The organism is Actinoalloteichus sp. GBA129-24 (genome assembly GCF_001941645.1).
GTDB classification, from domain to species: domain Bacteria; phylum Actinomycetota; class Actinomycetes; order Mycobacteriales; family Pseudonocardiaceae; genus Actinoalloteichus_A; species Actinoalloteichus_A fjordicus.
Genome location: NZ_CP016077.1, coordinates 6,501,647 through 6,516,459, shown reverse-complemented (window position 1 = coordinate 6,516,459; position 14,813 = coordinate 6,501,647). Strand labels below are relative to the sequence as shown.

12 protein-coding genes are annotated in these 14,813 nt (G+C 70.1%); 8 read left to right on the top strand and 4 right to left on the bottom strand.

What is annotated here, in order from left to right; genetic code table 11:
• The first annotated feature begins 53 nt into the window (after window positions 1–53).
• Together xylB and UA75_RS27920 are read left to right on the top strand one after the other, a co-directional pair.
• On the top strand, window positions 54–1,493 hold the full coding sequence (gene xylB, locus UA75_RS27925) for a xylulokinase (protein WP_075742773.1): 1,440 nt from the start codon (window positions 54–56) through the stop codon (window positions 1,491–1,493).
• A complete protein-coding gene (locus tag UA75_RS27920; protein ID WP_075742772.1) occupies window positions 1,465–2,676 on the top strand; it encodes an ROK family transcriptional regulator in 1,212 nt (403 codons plus the stop codon). Before xylB ends, UA75_RS27920 begins: the two co-directional genes overlap by 29 nt.
• A 341-nt stretch (window positions 2,677–3,017) precedes the next feature.
• Here the strand turns inward: UA75_RS27920 and UA75_RS27915 are convergent, their stop codons facing one another.
• On the bottom strand, window positions 3,018–3,785 hold the full coding sequence (locus tag UA75_RS27915; RefSeq protein ID WP_075742771.1) for an ABC transporter permease: 768 nt from the start codon (window positions 3,783–3,785) through the stop codon (window positions 3,018–3,020).
• The gene (locus tag UA75_RS27910; protein ID WP_075742770.1) at window positions 3,782–4,519 is read right to left on the bottom strand and encodes an ABC transporter ATP-binding protein; all 738 of its coding nucleotides are present in this window, start codon (window positions 4,517–4,519) and stop codon (window positions 3,782–3,784) included. Before UA75_RS27910 ends, UA75_RS27915 begins: the two co-directional genes overlap by 4 nt.
• A gap of 113 nt (window positions 4,520–4,632) precedes the next feature.
• On the opposite strand from UA75_RS27910, the gene UA75_RS27905 reads away from it, so the two are divergent.
• Window positions 4,633–5,730: a sensor histidine kinase gene (locus tag UA75_RS27905; RefSeq protein WP_075742769.1), complete on the top strand. Its 1,098-nt coding sequence runs from the start codon at window positions 4,633–4,635 to the stop codon at window positions 5,728–5,730.
• Entirely contained in the window at window positions 5,727–6,371 is a 645-nt protein-coding gene (locus tag UA75_RS27900) for a response regulator (RefSeq protein WP_075742768.1), read from the top strand. The genes UA75_RS27905 and UA75_RS27900 overlap by 4 nt, the downstream gene beginning before the upstream one ends.
• A 40-nt stretch (window positions 6,372–6,411) precedes the next feature.
• Here the strand turns inward: UA75_RS27900 and UA75_RS27895 are convergent, their stop codons facing one another.
• Together UA75_RS27895 and UA75_RS34185 are read right to left on the bottom strand one after the other, a co-directional pair.
• Window positions 6,412–6,999 carry a TetR/AcrR family transcriptional regulator gene (locus UA75_RS27895; protein ID WP_075744300.1) on the bottom strand — a complete coding sequence of 196 codons (588 nt, stop codon included), beginning with the start codon at window positions 6,997–6,999 and terminating at the stop codon, window positions 6,412–6,414.
• Between the two features lie 182 nt (window positions 7,000–7,181).
• Window positions 7,182–8,495, bottom strand: coding sequence for a nuclear transport factor 2 family protein (locus tag UA75_RS34185; RefSeq protein WP_232237502.1), 1,314 nt, complete (start codon window positions 8,493–8,495; stop codon window positions 7,182–7,184).
• 1,152 nt (window positions 8,496–9,647) lie between these two features.
• Between UA75_RS34185 and UA75_RS27880 the strand changes: the two genes are divergently transcribed.
• The 4 genes from UA75_RS27880 (at window position 9,648) to UA75_RS27865 (ending at window position 14,786) form a co-directional block, all read left to right on the top strand.
• The gene (locus UA75_RS27880; protein ID WP_075742767.1) at window positions 9,648–10,901 is read left to right on the top strand and encodes an ROK family transcriptional regulator; all 1,254 of its coding nucleotides are present in this window, start codon (window positions 9,648–9,650) and stop codon (window positions 10,899–10,901) included.
• A 128-nt stretch (window positions 10,902–11,029) separates the two neighbouring features.
• Window positions 11,030–12,517 (top strand): sugar ABC transporter ATP-binding protein, encoded by a 1,488-nt coding sequence (locus UA75_RS27875; RefSeq protein WP_075744298.1) that lies wholly within the window; start codon window positions 11,030–11,032, stop codon window positions 12,515–12,517.
• A 125-nt stretch (window positions 12,518–12,642) separates the two neighbouring features.
• Window positions 12,643–13,593: an ABC transporter permease gene (locus UA75_RS27870; RefSeq protein ID WP_083683696.1), complete on the top strand. Its 951-nt coding sequence runs from the start codon at window positions 12,643–12,645 to the stop codon at window positions 13,591–13,593.
• A 125-nt stretch (window positions 13,594–13,718) separates the two neighbouring features.
• Window positions 13,719–14,786: a substrate-binding domain-containing protein gene (locus UA75_RS27865; protein ID WP_075742765.1), complete on the top strand. Its 1,068-nt coding sequence runs from the start codon at window positions 13,719–13,721 to the stop codon at window positions 14,784–14,786.
• The last annotated feature ends 27 nt before the right edge of the window (window positions 14,787–14,813 follow it).

Genomic DNA, 14,813 nt, shown 5'->3' with positions numbered 1-14,813 from the left:
TCAGTCGCTCGTCCCTGTCGCCTGACCGCCATCGTGAGGTTGAATCAGCAGTCATGACCGTGGTGCTCGGAATCGATAGTTCAACCCAGTCGACGAAGGTGCTGGCGGTGGACGCGGACAGTGGCCGCATTCTCGGCCAGGCCCGCGCCGCGCATCCCGACGGCACCGAGGTGGACGCCGAACACTGGTGGACCGCCTGCAACCAGGCGATGGCCGAGGTCGTCGACGGGCTGTCCGAGCCGGTGGCGGCGATCTCGGTGGCGGGACAACAGCACGGCATGGTCACCGTGGACGCGGCGGGCGAGGCGGTGCGGCCCGCACTGCTGTGGAACGACACCCGATCCGCGCCGCAGGCCGCCGAACTGGTCGCCGCCGACGGGCCGCAGACGTGGGCGCGCCGCACCGGGCTGGTGCCGGTGGCGAGCTTCACCGTCACCAAGCTCGCCTGGCTGGCCGCCCACGAGCCGGACAACGCCGATCGGGTCGACTCCGTCCTGCTACCGCACGACTGGCTGACCTGGCGTCTCGCGGGCGGCGGCACGGCGGAGGCCTGCACGGACCGGGGCGACGCCTCCGGCACCGGATACTTCTCCGGCCGCGAGGGCGTCTGGCTGCCCGACGTGCTCGGCGAGGCCTTCGGCGGCAGGCAGCCCCGGCTGCCCAGGGTGTTGGGACCGGTGGAGACGGCGGGCCGAGGGCCCGGCGGCGCGGTCCTCGGCGCCGGCACCGGCGACAACATGGCTGCCGGCCTGGGCCTGGCGGCAGGCCCCGGCGACGTGGTGATCTCGCTGGGCACGTCCGGGACCGTCTTCGCGGTCACCGAGGACGCGACCGAGGACCCCACCGGCATCGTCGCGGGCTTCTGCGACGCCACCGGCCGATTCCTTCCGCTGGTCTGCACGCTGAACGCCGCCAGGGTGCTGACGGCCGCCGCCGCGATGCTGGACACCGACCTCGCAGGACTGGACGCACTCGCCCTGCGCGCCGAGCCCGGTGCGGGCGGGCTGACCCTGCTGCCCTACCTCGACGGGGAGCGCACCCCCAATCTGCCGGATGCGACCGGCACTCTGATGGGGCTGCGCCGGGACAACATGACGCCGGAGAACCTGGCGCGGGCGGCCGTCGAGGGAATGCTCTGCGGCCTGGCCGAAGGGCTCGTCGCCCTGCGTGACCTGGGCGTCGCGGTGCGGCGGGTGCTGCTGGTCGGCGGCGCCGCCCGATCCGCCGCCGTCCAGAAGGTCGCTCCCGAGCTGTTCGGCGTGCCGGTGGAGGTGCCGGAGCCCGGCGAGTACGTCGCGCTCGGTGCGGCCAGGCAGGCGGCGTGGGCGCTCGCAGGCGGGGAGCACCCACCGGCATGGCCCGTGGAATCCGTACGCTTCGAAGCGGAGGAGGGGTCGGGTTCGGCCGTGTGGGAAGCACACGCGCAGGCGCGACGGACAGTACATGGACGGATTCAGTCCACCGATGGAAGCACCGAGACAGCCGATCGGTGACAAGCCACCTCGGGTGGAGACGCACGACCAGTCGCGACTGCTGACACTGATGCGCGACGAGGGGCCGATGTCGCGCGTCGAACTGGGCGAACGACTGGGCCTGCCGCGCGCGCGGTTGGCGGCCGAGGTCAACCGGCTGGCCGAGCTGGGGCTGGTGGAGTCCGGCGGGCCTGCGGCCAGCCGGGGCGGCAGGCGGTCGACCCTGGTCGGCCTGTCGAGTTCGCTGCGCCTGCTGGCGGTCGACATCGGCGCGACCTCGGTCGGCGTCGCCGTCACCGACCCGTACTGCGAGGTGCTGGAACACCTCGTGGAGGAGTGCGAGGTCCGCTCCGGCCCGGTCGCCGTGCTGGACCGGGCGGTGGCGCTGTCGACCCTGGCGCTGGCCAAGGTGCCGGGTCGGCTGCTGGCGGCGGGCATCGGCCTGCCCGGGCCGGTGAGCTTCCGGGAGGGCATGCCGGTGGCGCCGCCGATCATGCCCGGCTGGGACCGCTTCCCGGTGCGCGATCGGCTCGCGTCGCAGTGGGGCTGCCCGGTCACCGTGGACAACGACGTGAACGCGATGGCGCTGGGAGAACGGCATGCGGGCGTCGCCCGCTCGCTCGACGACCTGATCTTCGTCAAGGTCGGCACCGGCATCGGCTGCGGCATCCTGCTCGGCGGCCGCGTCTATCGCGGCGTCGCGGGGACGGCGGGCGACATCGGGCACATCCGGCTCGATGACTTCGGCCCGGCCTGCGCCTGCGGGGAGTCCGGCTGCCTGGAGGCCTACTTCGGCGGTGCGGCGCTGGCCAGGGACGCCCTGACGCTGGCCCGCAGCGGTCGCTCGGAGTTCCTGGCCGAGTCGTTGTCCCGGCACGGCGAGCTGTCCGCGCGGGACGTCGCACTGGCGACGGGCGCGGGCGACTTCGCGGCGGTCAACCTGGTGCGGGAGGGCGGGCGGCGACTCGGCCAGGTGGTGGCCTCGCTGGTGAGCTTCATCAACCCCGGCATGGTCGTGATCGGCGGCGGCGTCGCCAGGCTCGGTCACCAGCTGCTCGCGGAGGTCCGCAGCTCGGTGTATCGCCGGTCGATGCCGCTGGCCACGGGCAACCTGCCGATCGTGCTCTCGGAGCTGGGCGATCTCGCAGGCGTCATCGGTGCCGCGTGGACCGCGAGCGAACGGGCCTTCGCCGTCACGACCTGAGCGACCCTGTGGTCGGCAGGCGTGCCTGCGGGTCGCGGCGTCGACGCGTCGGGGGGCTGCCTCCGTAGGCAGCCCGCCCCGTCGGTCGCCGCCGAGTCGTTCCGATTCTCGCTGCGCGCAGCGGGATGTTCGCCGCCCAGGCAGCCGGTCGGGCGGACCGGCTGCCTCGACTCGGTGCGGATCTCGCGACGGGGCCTGCGCCAGGGCCGAGACCGCGTCTTAGTCCCTGCCCCGAGCGGGCGAGGTTCGGGCGTGCAGCTCGCCGGTCCGCCCGGCCTCCGGTGGATCCCCGCGACGACCTGCGGCGCGTCGGCGAGCCCCGCGTCTGGCGCGTGCCCTGCTCAGTCCCAGCGGAAGAACACGGCCGCGATGACCGCGCCGAGGACGGTGGTCGCACCGAGGCTGATCAACTGGGACGCCTCGACAGCGGCTCCGACCCAGGCGGCGGCGAGGGCGTCGACCGCCGCGCCGAAGGGCAGCCATTCCCCGATGCTCGCCAGCACGTCCGGAAGTGAATCCGGCCCGCCGAACATGCCGCCGAGGGCACCGAAGGCGAAGAACGTGACGAGGCCGATCGCGACCGCCGAATTGGGCGTCGGCGCAATGGCGGCGACGATCATGCCGACGGCGTACATCGCCGCCATGGCCAGCAGGTAGACGCCGACGGCCGTGCCGAGGTGTGCGGGCAGGTTGGCGCCGAAGCCGAGGAACGCCACGGCGACCGCGACGGTCAGCCCGATCACGGTCTGGATGACGCTCACGATGACCTGGGCGATCAGGACCATGCTCGGGGAGGCGGGCGTGACCGAGAGCCTGCGCAGAATGCCGGTGCGGCGGTAGTAGGCCAGGAAACTGGGCATGTTGATGATGCCGACGGTGGCGATGACCATGGTCAGCACCAGCGGGAGGACGAAGAGATCCAGCGCCGTCCGCCCGTTGCTCACGACCTCGTCGCCCGCCGAGGAGGCGCTCATCACCAGGATCAGCAGCGGAAGCCCGATCGGGACGACGAGGCCCGCCGTGTCCCGCGCGACCATCTTGGCCTCGCACCTGATCAGCGTCAGCCACGCCTTCATACCCGGCCTACGGGCTTCGATCGCGGTGCTCATTCGGAGTCCTCCAGTTCCTTTCCGGTGAGTGCGAGGAACGCGTCGTCGAGGTTCTCCGCGCCCGCGCCCGCGACCAGGCCCGCGGGGGTGTCCAGGGCGATCACGCGCCCCGCGTCGATGAGCGCGACGCGGTCGCAGAGGCGTTCGACCTCCTCCATCGCGTGACTGACGAGCAGGATGGTGACGTCCTCGGTGCGGAGGCGATCGATCGTCTTCCACATCTGCCGCCGGGCCCGTGGGTCGAGACCGGTGGTGAGTTCGTCGAGGATCACCACGCGGGGCCTGCCCGCGAGGGCCAGGGCGATGGACAGTCGTTGCTGCTGACCGCCGGAGAGCTTCTCGAAGCGGACGCGGCGCTGCTCCTGGAGACCGACCAGGTCGAGCAGCTCGTCTGCGGGCCGAGGGTTCGGGTAGAAGCTGCGGTAGAGGCCGATGAGTTCGGCGACCGTCAACGCCCCGTGCAGCGTGGCCTGCTGCAACTGGACGCCGAGGAGCTGCCGGACCTTGGCGCGGTCGCGCTGCGGGTCTAGGCCCAGGATGCGGACGCGCCCGTTGTCCGGCTTGCGCAGCCCGGCGATCATCTCGACCGTGGTGGTCTTGCCCGCACCGTTGGTGCCGAGGATGCCGAGCACCTCACCGGTCTGGACACGCAGGCTCACGTCGTCGACCGCGATCTTGTCGCCATAGCGTTTATGCAGGGCCTCGGCGTGAACTGCCGGTTCCGGTGCTGTCATGCCGTCAGACGCTAGGCAGTCGGACCGGTGCCGCGCCTGTGCCGGAAGTCAGGAACTCCGGCCATGACTTTCGGCACGGGCGGGGGTGCCGGGGCGTCTTCTAGGGTGGCCTGATGCGGCGGTTGAGCTTGGATCAGTGGTCTGGGCTGGCGATGCTCGTCGTCTCGGTCGGGGTGGGCGGGATGGTGCTGATCGGCACGACTCCACTGATCATCCCGAGGGGCTGGTGGCTCGCCCTGTTCGTGGTGTTCCTCGGGACCCTGCTGATCGCGGCGGACGAAAGGCCGCGCAGGGTCAGGTACGCGATGTTCGCCGTGTCCGTCGTGTCGTCCTGGGCGGTGGTGCTGACCGCGCCGGACATGGGCCTGCTGCCGATCCTGCTGGTCGTCACCGTGGCGGTGAGCGTCTACGCCGTGCCGCCGCCGGTGGGGCTGACGGTCATCGGGCTCAACACCGTGGTGCTCGTCGTACTGATGATGCTGGTGAACGCCTCGCCCACCGAGTCGATGACGATCGTGGGCTTCTACATCGCCATCCAGCTGGCCACGATGTTGAGCTCCCTCACGCTCATCCGCGAACAGCAGATGCGCCGCGAGCTGACCACGGCGCACATCGACCTTCGGGCCGCGTCGGCACTGCTGTCGGAGTCCGCCCGCACTGCCGAGCGACTGCGGATCTCGCGCGAGCTGCACGACGTCATCGGCCACCAGCTGACCGTCCTCACCCTGGAGCTTGAGGCGGCCCGGCATCGCGAGGGCGAGCGGGCCCGCGAGCACGTCGACCGCGCCGACCGGGTGGCCCGTGACCTGCTGGCCGACGTCCGGGCCACGGTGGGCGAACTGCGCGTCGAGCCTGCGGACCTCACCGAACTGCTGCGCCAGGTCGGACGCGGCCTGCCCGGCCTGGAGGTGTCGATCGACGTCGACCCCGAGGTACGGCTCGACGAGGAGCGGACGGCGGTGTTCGTGCGGGCCGTGCAGGAGATCGTCACCAACACCATCCGGCACGCCGAGGCACGAGAACTGTGGATCGAGGTGTCGGCCGATTCGGCGGGCACTGTTCTGACGGCGGTGGACGATGGACGGGGCGACACTGAACCGATGGCGGGTAACGGGCTTCGCGGGCTCACCGAGCGGTTCACGGCCTTCGGCGGCGACGTGACCTTCGACGGCAGCCGGGGCTTCAAGGTCACCGCGCTGATGCCGACATGATCCGGGTGGTGGTGGTCGACGACCAGACCCTCGTACGGCACGGCATCCGCACCCTGCTGGACATCGCCGACGTCGACGTGGTCGGCGAGGCCGACGACGGCCGGTCGGCGCTGGAGGTCATCGCGGCGACTACGCCCGAGGTGATCCTGCTGGATCTGCGGATGCCCCGCTTTGACGGCATCTGGACCCTTCGGGAGCTGGCCGAGCGCGGGATCGAGATCCCGGTCCTCGTGCTCACCACCTTCGACGACGATTCGCTCGTCCTGGACGCCCTGCGGGCCGGGGCGCGCGGTTACCTGCTCAAGGACGTCACCGTCGAGCAGCTCACCCGCGCCGTGCACACGCTGGCCGACGGCGGAACCCTCATCGCGCCGTCCATCACCGACCGCATGCTGCGGGCGATCCGGTCCGGCCCGACGCCGGACGGCGCAGGCACGCACCAGATCCAGGAACTGACCGAACGCGAACGGGAGGTGTTGCGACTCATGGCGGAGGGCTACAGCAATCGTGAGATCGCCGAGGCCCTGTTCCTGGCCGAGGGGACGGTGAAGAACCACGTCTCGACCATCCTCGTGAAGCTCGGCGCGCGCGACCGGACCAATGCGGTCCTGCGCGCACTGCACCAGGGAATCCTGCGGTGAACCCCGTCATCGGTGGCCGAGGCGGCCCGGCCGTTCGCGCTCAGGGCGCGATGAGCCGGCCTGCGAGGTCGCCGATCTGGCGACGGATACGAGTACCGGTCCACCCTTTCGAGCTGACCAGGTGGTCGAGGACGTCGATCCGCGTGTAGGAGAGCAGCGCGAAGGCGATCCAGTCCGCCTGGTCGGCGCCGACGATGTCCACGAGCAGCTCGGTGAACAGGGCATGCGCGATGCGATAGTTCGGGGTGTCGAAGCACCCGCTGCCTGCGGAACCCGGCTCGAGGTGTTCCATCGCGAGGGTGATCTGCCGGTTGTTCAGCTTGAACTCGACGAGGGCGTCCAAGACCGCGATGATCCGCTCCGGTGCAGGCGTGCCAGGACCCAGCGGCGGAGGGCCCTCCTGGATGGCCGAGGTCAACGCAGCGATGCGAGCCTCGAAGACCGCGGTCAGCAACCCGCCCCGGTCGCCGAAGCGACGGAACAACGTGCCCTTTCCCACGCCCGCCTCGGCCGCGATGTCGTTCATCGTGATCGACAGGGGATCGGCGGAGGTCTCCAGGAGCGTGGCCGCGGCGTCGAGGATCGCCTGCCGGTTGCGCGCCGCATCCGCTCGTTCCCTGCCGGCCACGGCCACTCCTCACGTCTTAGAGCCTGTCCTCGGTCCCCGCTTTCGTGTTGTGCGGGGGCAGGCGTGGCGATCTGCGGCGTTGTCTCTCGGTCACCATAGCTCCGCAAAGGCTCCCTTCTCCGCCTGGCAGCTCAGCCACGCCGACCCCCGCTCACGACTCCAGCGGGATCGAAGACAGGCTCTTACAGCCGGAATTCGGCGGCGGCGAACTCGCGGAAGGAGCGAGGTGCCGTGCCGGTCACCCGCAACACGGTATCCGTTGTGCGGTCCTCGATCCCGCCTGCGATCGCGACGTCGAGCTGCGCCAGGAACGTGGCGATCATCGGGTTCACCCCGACCGCCTCGAAGCGGACTCGCAGCTTGTCCGCATCATCGGTCACGTGAGTGATCGGCAGGCCGCTGACCTCGGTCAGGATGGCGGCGACGTCGTCATAGCTCAGCGCCGCAGGCCCGGTCAGGATCAGATCCGTGTTCAGCGGGGTCGGCGACAGCAGCGCCTCGACGCCGACGCGGGCGATGTCGTCGGCGTCGATGAAGCCGACCCGCCCGTTCCCGGCCGCCGTGGTGATGACGGAGTCCGCGCGAATGCTCTGGGCGTGCACGTGGTCACCGAGGACGTTCTGCATGAACCAGCTCGGGCGGAGGACCGCCCATTCGTCGAAGATCTCCGCGACGGCCTCGTGCACGATGCCAGGGCCGGGGCCCCCGGCGGCCACGACGGAGGTGCTGAGCAGGACGACCCGGCGGACGCCCGCGTCACGCGCGAGTTTCAGGAAGGGCAGCATCACTGCCTGCGGGTCGCCGTCGTCGCCGGGTGCCACGAGATACATCCGGTCGACGCCGACGAGCGCGTCGGGGTGAGTGCTCGCGTCGTGCCAGTCGAACCGGGTGCCGACCGTCCCGGCCGGTCCGATTCCGGCGCGGTTGGCCGAGATCACCTCGAGCCCGCGCGCCGCCAGCCTGGCTGCCACCCGGCTCCCGGTGGTGCCGCTCGCGCCGGTGACGAGAACACGCCCGGACAGTTGGTCAGCTCGCATCGCCTCGGTCCTGCCGCCCTCCTGGCCTGCCGGGTGCTGGTCCGCCGCGTCGTGGTCTACGACGTCCTGGTCTGGAGCGTCGAGGGGATTCCAATAGTCGCGGTAGCGCGCGATCAACCCGTCCCGCACGGTCAGCACGACCACGTAGGACATCTGGTAGGGCTCCCCGGTGCCTGCGACCGTGCCGGTCGCGGTCATCTCGATGATCGCGACGTCGGGGTTCAGGGTCTGGTGCGTCTCCAGGCTGCTCAACCCGTCGACATGGGTGCGCGACATGACGCCCGTGAGGTACTCGCCGAGCGCCTGCCTGCCTTCGACGCTGCGCGGCTGTCCTGGGCGGGCGAAGGGGAACTCGAAGACGACGTCCTCGGTGCACAGATCCAGCCAGGCCTGGACCTCGCCGGTCTGGAGCGAGGTCAGCGCCTGTCTGAAGACGTCGAGAGCGGAAGGAGTGGTCATGAATCCTCCTGATTGCCTCAATAGGACCGCTGGTCCGCTTAGACGATACGGACCAATGGTCCGGTTGGCAATCCGGATGGCCGGTGATTCGGGCCGAAGCGATCCGGCCCGGGCCGCGAGGCCGGCGTGATCGGCCATCGGCGGAGGGGGGCTGAGTGGCAGGTCACGCAGCGGAGACCGGGGCGGGCGCCGCGAGGAGGTGGCGGGGTGAGCCGCGCGTTGAAGGGTGCGTGCCGGGCGGGTGCGAGCGCCATGTGCTCCTGATCGCAACGCTCGTCGGTGCCATGCAGTCCCTTGTGTCGTCGTCACTCTGCGCTCAGCCCGGCAGGCGGACCGCGCCCGGCCCTTCCGCACTAGGTCCTCGCCATCGGCGCGACCCGACGCCTTCCGATGCCCTGGCTGCGTTCTGCCCGGATGCGCCGTCCTCGCGATCTCGAGTCGGCGCAACGGCAACCGCAGTGGACGAACGTGCACGTCATCTGGGAGCGCTCCCAGTCCTGCTACGCCAGCTGGGCCTGCGGCCCGTTTCTCCGGGGCGGAAGATCACCACGCTGAGCGCCTCTCCTTGCACGCTCCTCACCGGATTCGCGGACTCTCGTGTGCTCGTTCCAAGTCGATTCGCCCAGTTCCAAGCCTGGTGAGGCCGATCCGGTCCACCGCAGGGCGCCCGGCTCCCGCGACTCTGACTCGTCGCCGATCGTGCGGATGTCGCGCGCACTCCGCCCTCGCCGCCCTGCCTGCCGCGGGCGGTGGCGCGCGGATCTTCCGTCGTCGTGCCGCTCGGCGTCGAATGCGTCGAATCTCGTCGAACGGCGTCGAACGCGACGTCGGCCCGAGTCGTTTCCGTGTCCCCGCTTCGTGCGCCGCGACCGTGCCCCCGCAGCGCCCCTCGCGGGCCCGAAGCGGGGGGCGGCGCCAACTGATCGACTCGGCCCGAACCGGTCACTCGTCGTGGTGGCAACCGCTTTCGGCTCACGGATCGTCGACGAACTTAAGGTCTCAACTGAGCATACTTTCGTTGGGATAGTTCACAAGTGTGCCCGGATGTGTTGCTCTGATCGAGTGGCTCGGATGGAAGTTCCTGGTACTTCACCTTGACGAGTGAGCTGGGCCACCTTAGTTTGATGAACCACCCAACGAAGCGAGGTTCTGGTGCGAGGCAAGCAGGATCGCCCGGTCGATCAGGCCGGGCTGCGCAAGGCGAACCTTGCGCTGATCCTCGATCTGCTTCGTGGCCACGGTCAGCAGTCGCGCGCACAGCTCGCGGGACTCAGCGGCCTGAGCAAGGCGACGGTGTCGAATCTCGTCGCGGAACTCGAGGTGCGGGACCTCGTCCGCCCCGCCGGGATCGTCGCGGGCCGCCAGGGCAGGCCGGGGATGCTCGTCGAGGTGCAGCCCAAGACGGTGTCGGGGATCGGGCTCGAGGTGAACGTCGACTACCTCGCCGCCACCGCGATCGACCTGACCGGCGAGGCCATCTTCGAATGTCGAGTCCCCGGCGACGTGATCGCACTCGGACCGGAACGGCTGCTCGACCAGCTCGCCGAGCTGGCGAGGAAGGTGCTGGCCGCCGTCGACGCCGAGGGCGCGTGGACCGCCGGGATCACGGTGGCCGTGCCCGGCCTGATCGACCCTGCGACCGGAGTCGTCCAGCTCGCCCCGAATCTGCGCTGGCGCAAGGTGCCGATGGCCGACGGCCTCGCAGGCCGGATCGGCTACTCGCTGGCCCGGATCACCGTGGACAACGACGCGAACCTCTCGGCGCTGGCGGAGCAGACCTCGGGCAACGTGGTCGGCGTCAAGGACCTCCTCTACCTCACCGGTGCCTCCGGCATCGGCGCCGGGATCATCGCCGACGGAATTCCGCTGCGCGGCGCGTTCGGCTCGGCGGGCGAGGTCGGACACATGGCGATGGACCCGATGGGTCCCTACTGCTCATGCGGCTCGCGTGGCTGCTGGGAGACGCAGGTGGGGCTGATCGCCCTGCTCCGAGCCGTCTCGACCCATGAGGACCCGGTGCGCGATCCCGCGCTGGACCTCGAACAACGACTGACGATCATCCGAGCGCGTGCCGAGCGCGGCGACCGCCGCACTCTGGACGCCTTGCAGCAGATCGGCTCGGCACTGGGCATCGGCATCTCGATCCTGGTCAACGTGCTGAACCCGGCGGTGGTGGTGCTGGGCGGTTACTTCGCGACACTCCAGGAATGGCTGGTCGAGCCCGCTCGGCGCGAGGTCGCCGCCAGGGTGCTCGGCCCGGATGCCGCAGGCGCTCGGCTGGTCCCGTCCGGCCTCGCCTTCAACGCGGCCAGTCGCGGCGGCGCCTACGCGGCGATGCAGCGAGTGCTCGACGACCCCACCTTGGCCCCGGTTCAGGCAGCGGAAGCGACGGAGGCTCCGGCATGACAGACAAGGACTCCACGACGGAGTCGACCCCGACGGGGCCGGACTCCTCGGGGCCCGACGCCTCGGGCCCGGACTCCTTAGGCCAGGACTCCCCAGACAGGGACTCCACGGCCGAGGTGCTGCTGGAGATGTCCGGCATCGTCAAGATCTTCCCCGGCGTGCGGGCGTTGGACGGTGTGAACCTGGGTGTCCGGGCTGGTGAGGTGCACTGCCTGCTCGGCCAGAACGGCGCCGGGAAGTCCACCCTGATCAAGACCCTGGCCGGGGCCCACCAGCCCGACGAGGGCGAGATCCGCTGGCGCGGCGAGGTCGCCAAGCTCAGCTCCCCGGTGGCCGCCCTGCGCCTCGGCGTGGCGACCATGTACCAGGAGTTGGACCTGGTCCCCGGCCTGTCGGTGGCGGAGAACATCTTCCTCGGCCACGAACTCGCCTCGGCGGGCTTCACCCGGAGACGGGCGGCGAACAAGGCCGCCGCCGAGCTGATGCGCAGGCTCGGCCACCCGGAGATCCGGCCCGGCCGCGAGGTCGGCGGGCTCTCGGCGGCAGGCCAGCAGCTCGTCTCGATGGCCAGGGCGCTCGCCCACAACGCCCGACTGATCGTGATGGACGAGCCGACCGCCGCGCTGGCCGCCGACGAGGTGGACAACCTGTTCCGCATCGTTGAGGAGCTGACCGCAGACGGGGTCGCCGTCGTCTACATCTCCCACCGCATGGAGGAGATCCGTCGGATCGGCGATCGGGTCACCGTCCTCAAGGACGGCCGGACCGTCGCGCGGGACCTCGACGCACAGGGTACGTCCACCTCGGAGCTGGTCGCCCTGATGACCGGCAAGGAGTGGGACGCCGCCTTCCCAAGCCGCCCCGAACACGTCGCACCTGACGCCGCCGAGGTGCTGCGGGTGGAGAACCTGAGCCGCACTGGCGAATTCGAGCCCATCGACTTCACCGTCCGCGAAGGCGAGGTGCTCGGTCTGGCCGGGCTCGTCGGCGCGGGCCGCAGCGAGATCCTGGAGACCATCGCGGGCGCCAGGAAGCCGACCACCGGGCACGTCTCGGTGGACGGACGCAGGCTGCGGCCGGGCAGCGTGCCCTCGGCGGTGTCGGCAGGCGTCGGCCTCGCACCCGAGGAGCGCAAGAGTCAGGCTCTGCTGCTCGACATGTCGGTGGCACACAACGTGACGCTGGCCAGCCTCGGCCGGTACAGCAGGTTCGGCTTCTCGGAGCGGGCCAGGGAGCTGGCGGACTCGGAGGAGAAGCTGAAGGAACTGGATCTGCGGCCCGCCGACCCGCGTCGGATGATCCGCACCTTGTCCGGTGGCAACCAGCAGAAGGCCGTCGTCGCGCGGTGGCTGGTGCACGGCACGCGAGTGCTGCTGCTGGACGAGCCCACCCGGGGCGTCGACGTGGGAGCCCGTGCCGAGCTGTATCGGCTCATTCGTGAACTGGCCGCCAGCGGTGTCGCGGTGGTCCTGGTCTCCAGTGAGGTGCCGGAGGTTCTCGGGCTCGCCGATCGGGTGCTGGTGCTCCGCGAGGGGCATCTGGTGCGCGAGGCGGCAGCCGGAGAGCTGACCGAGGCCGACGTGCTGGACATGGTGATGGAAGGGAGTGCAGCGTGACCGACAAGCCTAATTCGGTCCTCGGCTCCGACGACAAGACTACGGACGACTCTACGAAGACCGGCTCGGGGCAGGCGCCTTCGCCCGAGTCGTCCGTACCGCAGCCCACCGCCCGTTTCGCCGCCATGGGCGGTGGGCTGCGACCAGACGTGCGCATCCTCGGGCTGCTCGGGGTGCTGCTCCTGCTGTGCGTGGTCGGCTACCTGACCTCCGACGGCCTCTTCCTCACCGAGGGCAACATCTCGACGGTGCTGCGGCTCTCCGCCGCCATCGGCGTGGTCAGCATCGGCATGACCTTCGTCATCGCCACCGGGGGCATCGACCTCTCGGTCGGCTCGATGGTGGCCTTGTCGAGCGTGTGGATGACGACCGTGGCCACGCAGTCCTTCGGCTTCGGGATGATGGTGGTCTGCGGTCTGGTCGTCGGACTCGCCGCCGGTCTCATCAACGGAATCCTGGTCTCCTACGGCAAGGTCGTGCCCTTCATCGCGACGCTGGCGATGATGGCCTCGGCGCGCGGACTCGCGGAGCGGATCAGCGGCAGGCAGACCCAGGTCGTCACCGAGCAGGACTTCCTGAGCTTCTTCCGGGGCGACTTCCTCGGCATCCCGGTGCTGATCTGGATCTTCGCCGTCGTCTTCGCGGTCGGCTGGGTACTGCTCAACCGCACCACCTTCGGCAGGCGGACCCTCGCCGTCGGCGGCAACCCCGAGGCCTCCCGGCTGGCGGGTATCAACGTGAAGCGGCACCTCGCGATGGTCTACGGACTCGCCGGGCTGTGCTGCGGCATCGCCGCGATCATGGTCGTGGCGCGGACCACCTCGGGGGCGGCGAGCAACGGACTGCTCTACGAACTCGACGCGATCGCCGCGGTGGTCATCGGCGGCACGCTGCTCAGCGGCGGCCGCGCCTCGATGTTCGGCACGCTGATCGGCGTCCTGATCTTCACGGTGCTCGGCAACATCTTCACGCTGAACAACCTGGAGACCGACATCCAGAACATCGCCAAGGGCGTGATCATCGTGATCGCGGTGCTGCTCCAGTACCGCACGCTGAACACCAACCGGACCACATAGCGGCGGGGGACGGCTACCCACGTCCGAACCCGCCGCGAGAACGGCGGTCAGCGCAGCACCGAGAACGCAAGGACCGTCAGCACTGCCTGCCACACAGTCCCGTCGACACGTTCAATGGAGAACACATGTCCGAGAACCCGCTGTTCGCTCGCCGTCGGTTCCTGTTGGGTGGCACTGCCATCGGCGCAGGAGTCCTGCTGAGCGCCTGTACGTCGAACGCCGCGCCGGCGAGCGACAGATCGCAGCCCGTCGCGCAGGGCGGCGGTGACAACGCCGAGCCGGGCGAGGAGGTCACGATCGGCTTCTCCGCACCGGCCGCCGACCACGGCTGGATGGCCGCGATGACGCGGAACGCCCAGGCCCAGGCCGAGATCTACTCCGACGTCGTGTTTAACGCCACCGAGGGCACCAACGACGTCAACCAGCAGATCGCCCAGGTCGAGACGCTGATCAACTCCGGTGTCGGCGTGCTGATCATCCTCCCGCACGACGGCGCCGCGCTGACCTCGGCGGGCCAGCAGGCGATGGACGCAGGCATCCCGGTCATCAACGTCGACCGGATCTTCGACAGCCCGCTGGCCTACCGGATGTGGATCGGCGGCGACAACTACCGGATGGGCGTCAACGCGGGCAACTACATCGGCGAGCGGCTGATCGCCGACGGTGTCGACGACCCGGTGATCGCCGAGGTCGCGGGCATCGACTCGCTGCCGCTGACCCAGGAGCGCAGCCAGGGCTTCGCCGACGCGTTGGAGCGGCACGGCTTCAGCGTCACCAACCGGGTCGCGGCCGAGTTCACCGTCGAGACCGGCGAGTCGGAGACGGCCAACCTGCTCCAGGCGGCGCCCCGGATCGACGCGCTGTGGAACCACGACGACGACCAGGGCATCGGCGTGCTCGCCGCGATCGACAGCGCGGGCCGCAACAACCCAGACGAGCTGTTCGTGGTCGGCGGTGCAGGCTCGATCAACATGATGAACTACATCGAGGACCCGGAGAGCGTGGTCGCCGCGACCGTCCTCTACAGCCCCTCGATGTGCTCCTCGGCGGTGTCGATGGCCCGGCTGCTCGGCCAGAGCAAGGGCATGGGCGATCTCGCGGAGCACGAGATTCCCGCCTCGCTGACCACCTACTCCGCCGTGGTCACAGCGGACAATGTGGCCGACTACCGCGACGTGGGCTTCGAGTCCTGATCAACCGTACGGCGAGGGCACCTAAGG

Excerpts from the sequence above, each read along its gene's own strand:
- xylB (WP_075742773.1), top strand. The coding sequence starts at position 54 with ATGACCGTGGTGCTCGGAATCGATAGTTCAACCCAGTCGACGAAGGTG.
- UA75_RS27875 (WP_075744298.1), top strand. The coding sequence starts at position 11,030 with ATGTCCGGCATCGTCAAGATCTTCCCCGGCGTGCGGGCGTTGGACGGT.
- UA75_RS27920 (WP_075742772.1), top strand. The coding sequence starts at position 1,465 with ATGGAAGCACCGAGACAGCCGATCGGTGACAAGCCACCTCGGGTGGAG.
- UA75_RS34185 (WP_232237502.1), bottom strand. The coding sequence starts at position 8,495 with ATGACCACTCCTTCCGCTCTCGACGTCTTCAGACAGGCGCTGACCTCG.
- UA75_RS27900 (WP_075742768.1), top strand. The coding sequence starts at position 5,727 with ATGATCCGGGTGGTGGTGGTCGACGACCAGACCCTCGTACGGCACGGC.
- UA75_RS27870 (WP_083683696.1), top strand. The coding sequence starts at position 12,643 with ATGGGCGGTGGGCTGCGACCAGACGTGCGCATCCTCGGGCTGCTCGGG.
- UA75_RS27905 (WP_075742769.1), top strand. The coding sequence starts at position 4,633 with ATGCGGCGGTTGAGCTTGGATCAGTGGTCTGGGCTGGCGATGCTCGTC.
- UA75_RS27910 (WP_075742770.1), bottom strand. The coding sequence starts at position 4,519 with ATGACAGCACCGGAACCGGCAGTTCACGCCGAGGCCCTGCATAAACGC.
- UA75_RS27865 (WP_075742765.1), top strand. The coding sequence starts at position 13,719 with ATGTCCGAGAACCCGCTGTTCGCTCGCCGTCGGTTCCTGTTGGGTGGC.
- UA75_RS27915 (WP_075742771.1), bottom strand. The coding sequence starts at position 3,785 with ATGAGCACCGCGATCGAAGCCCGTAGGCCGGGTATGAAGGCGTGGCTG.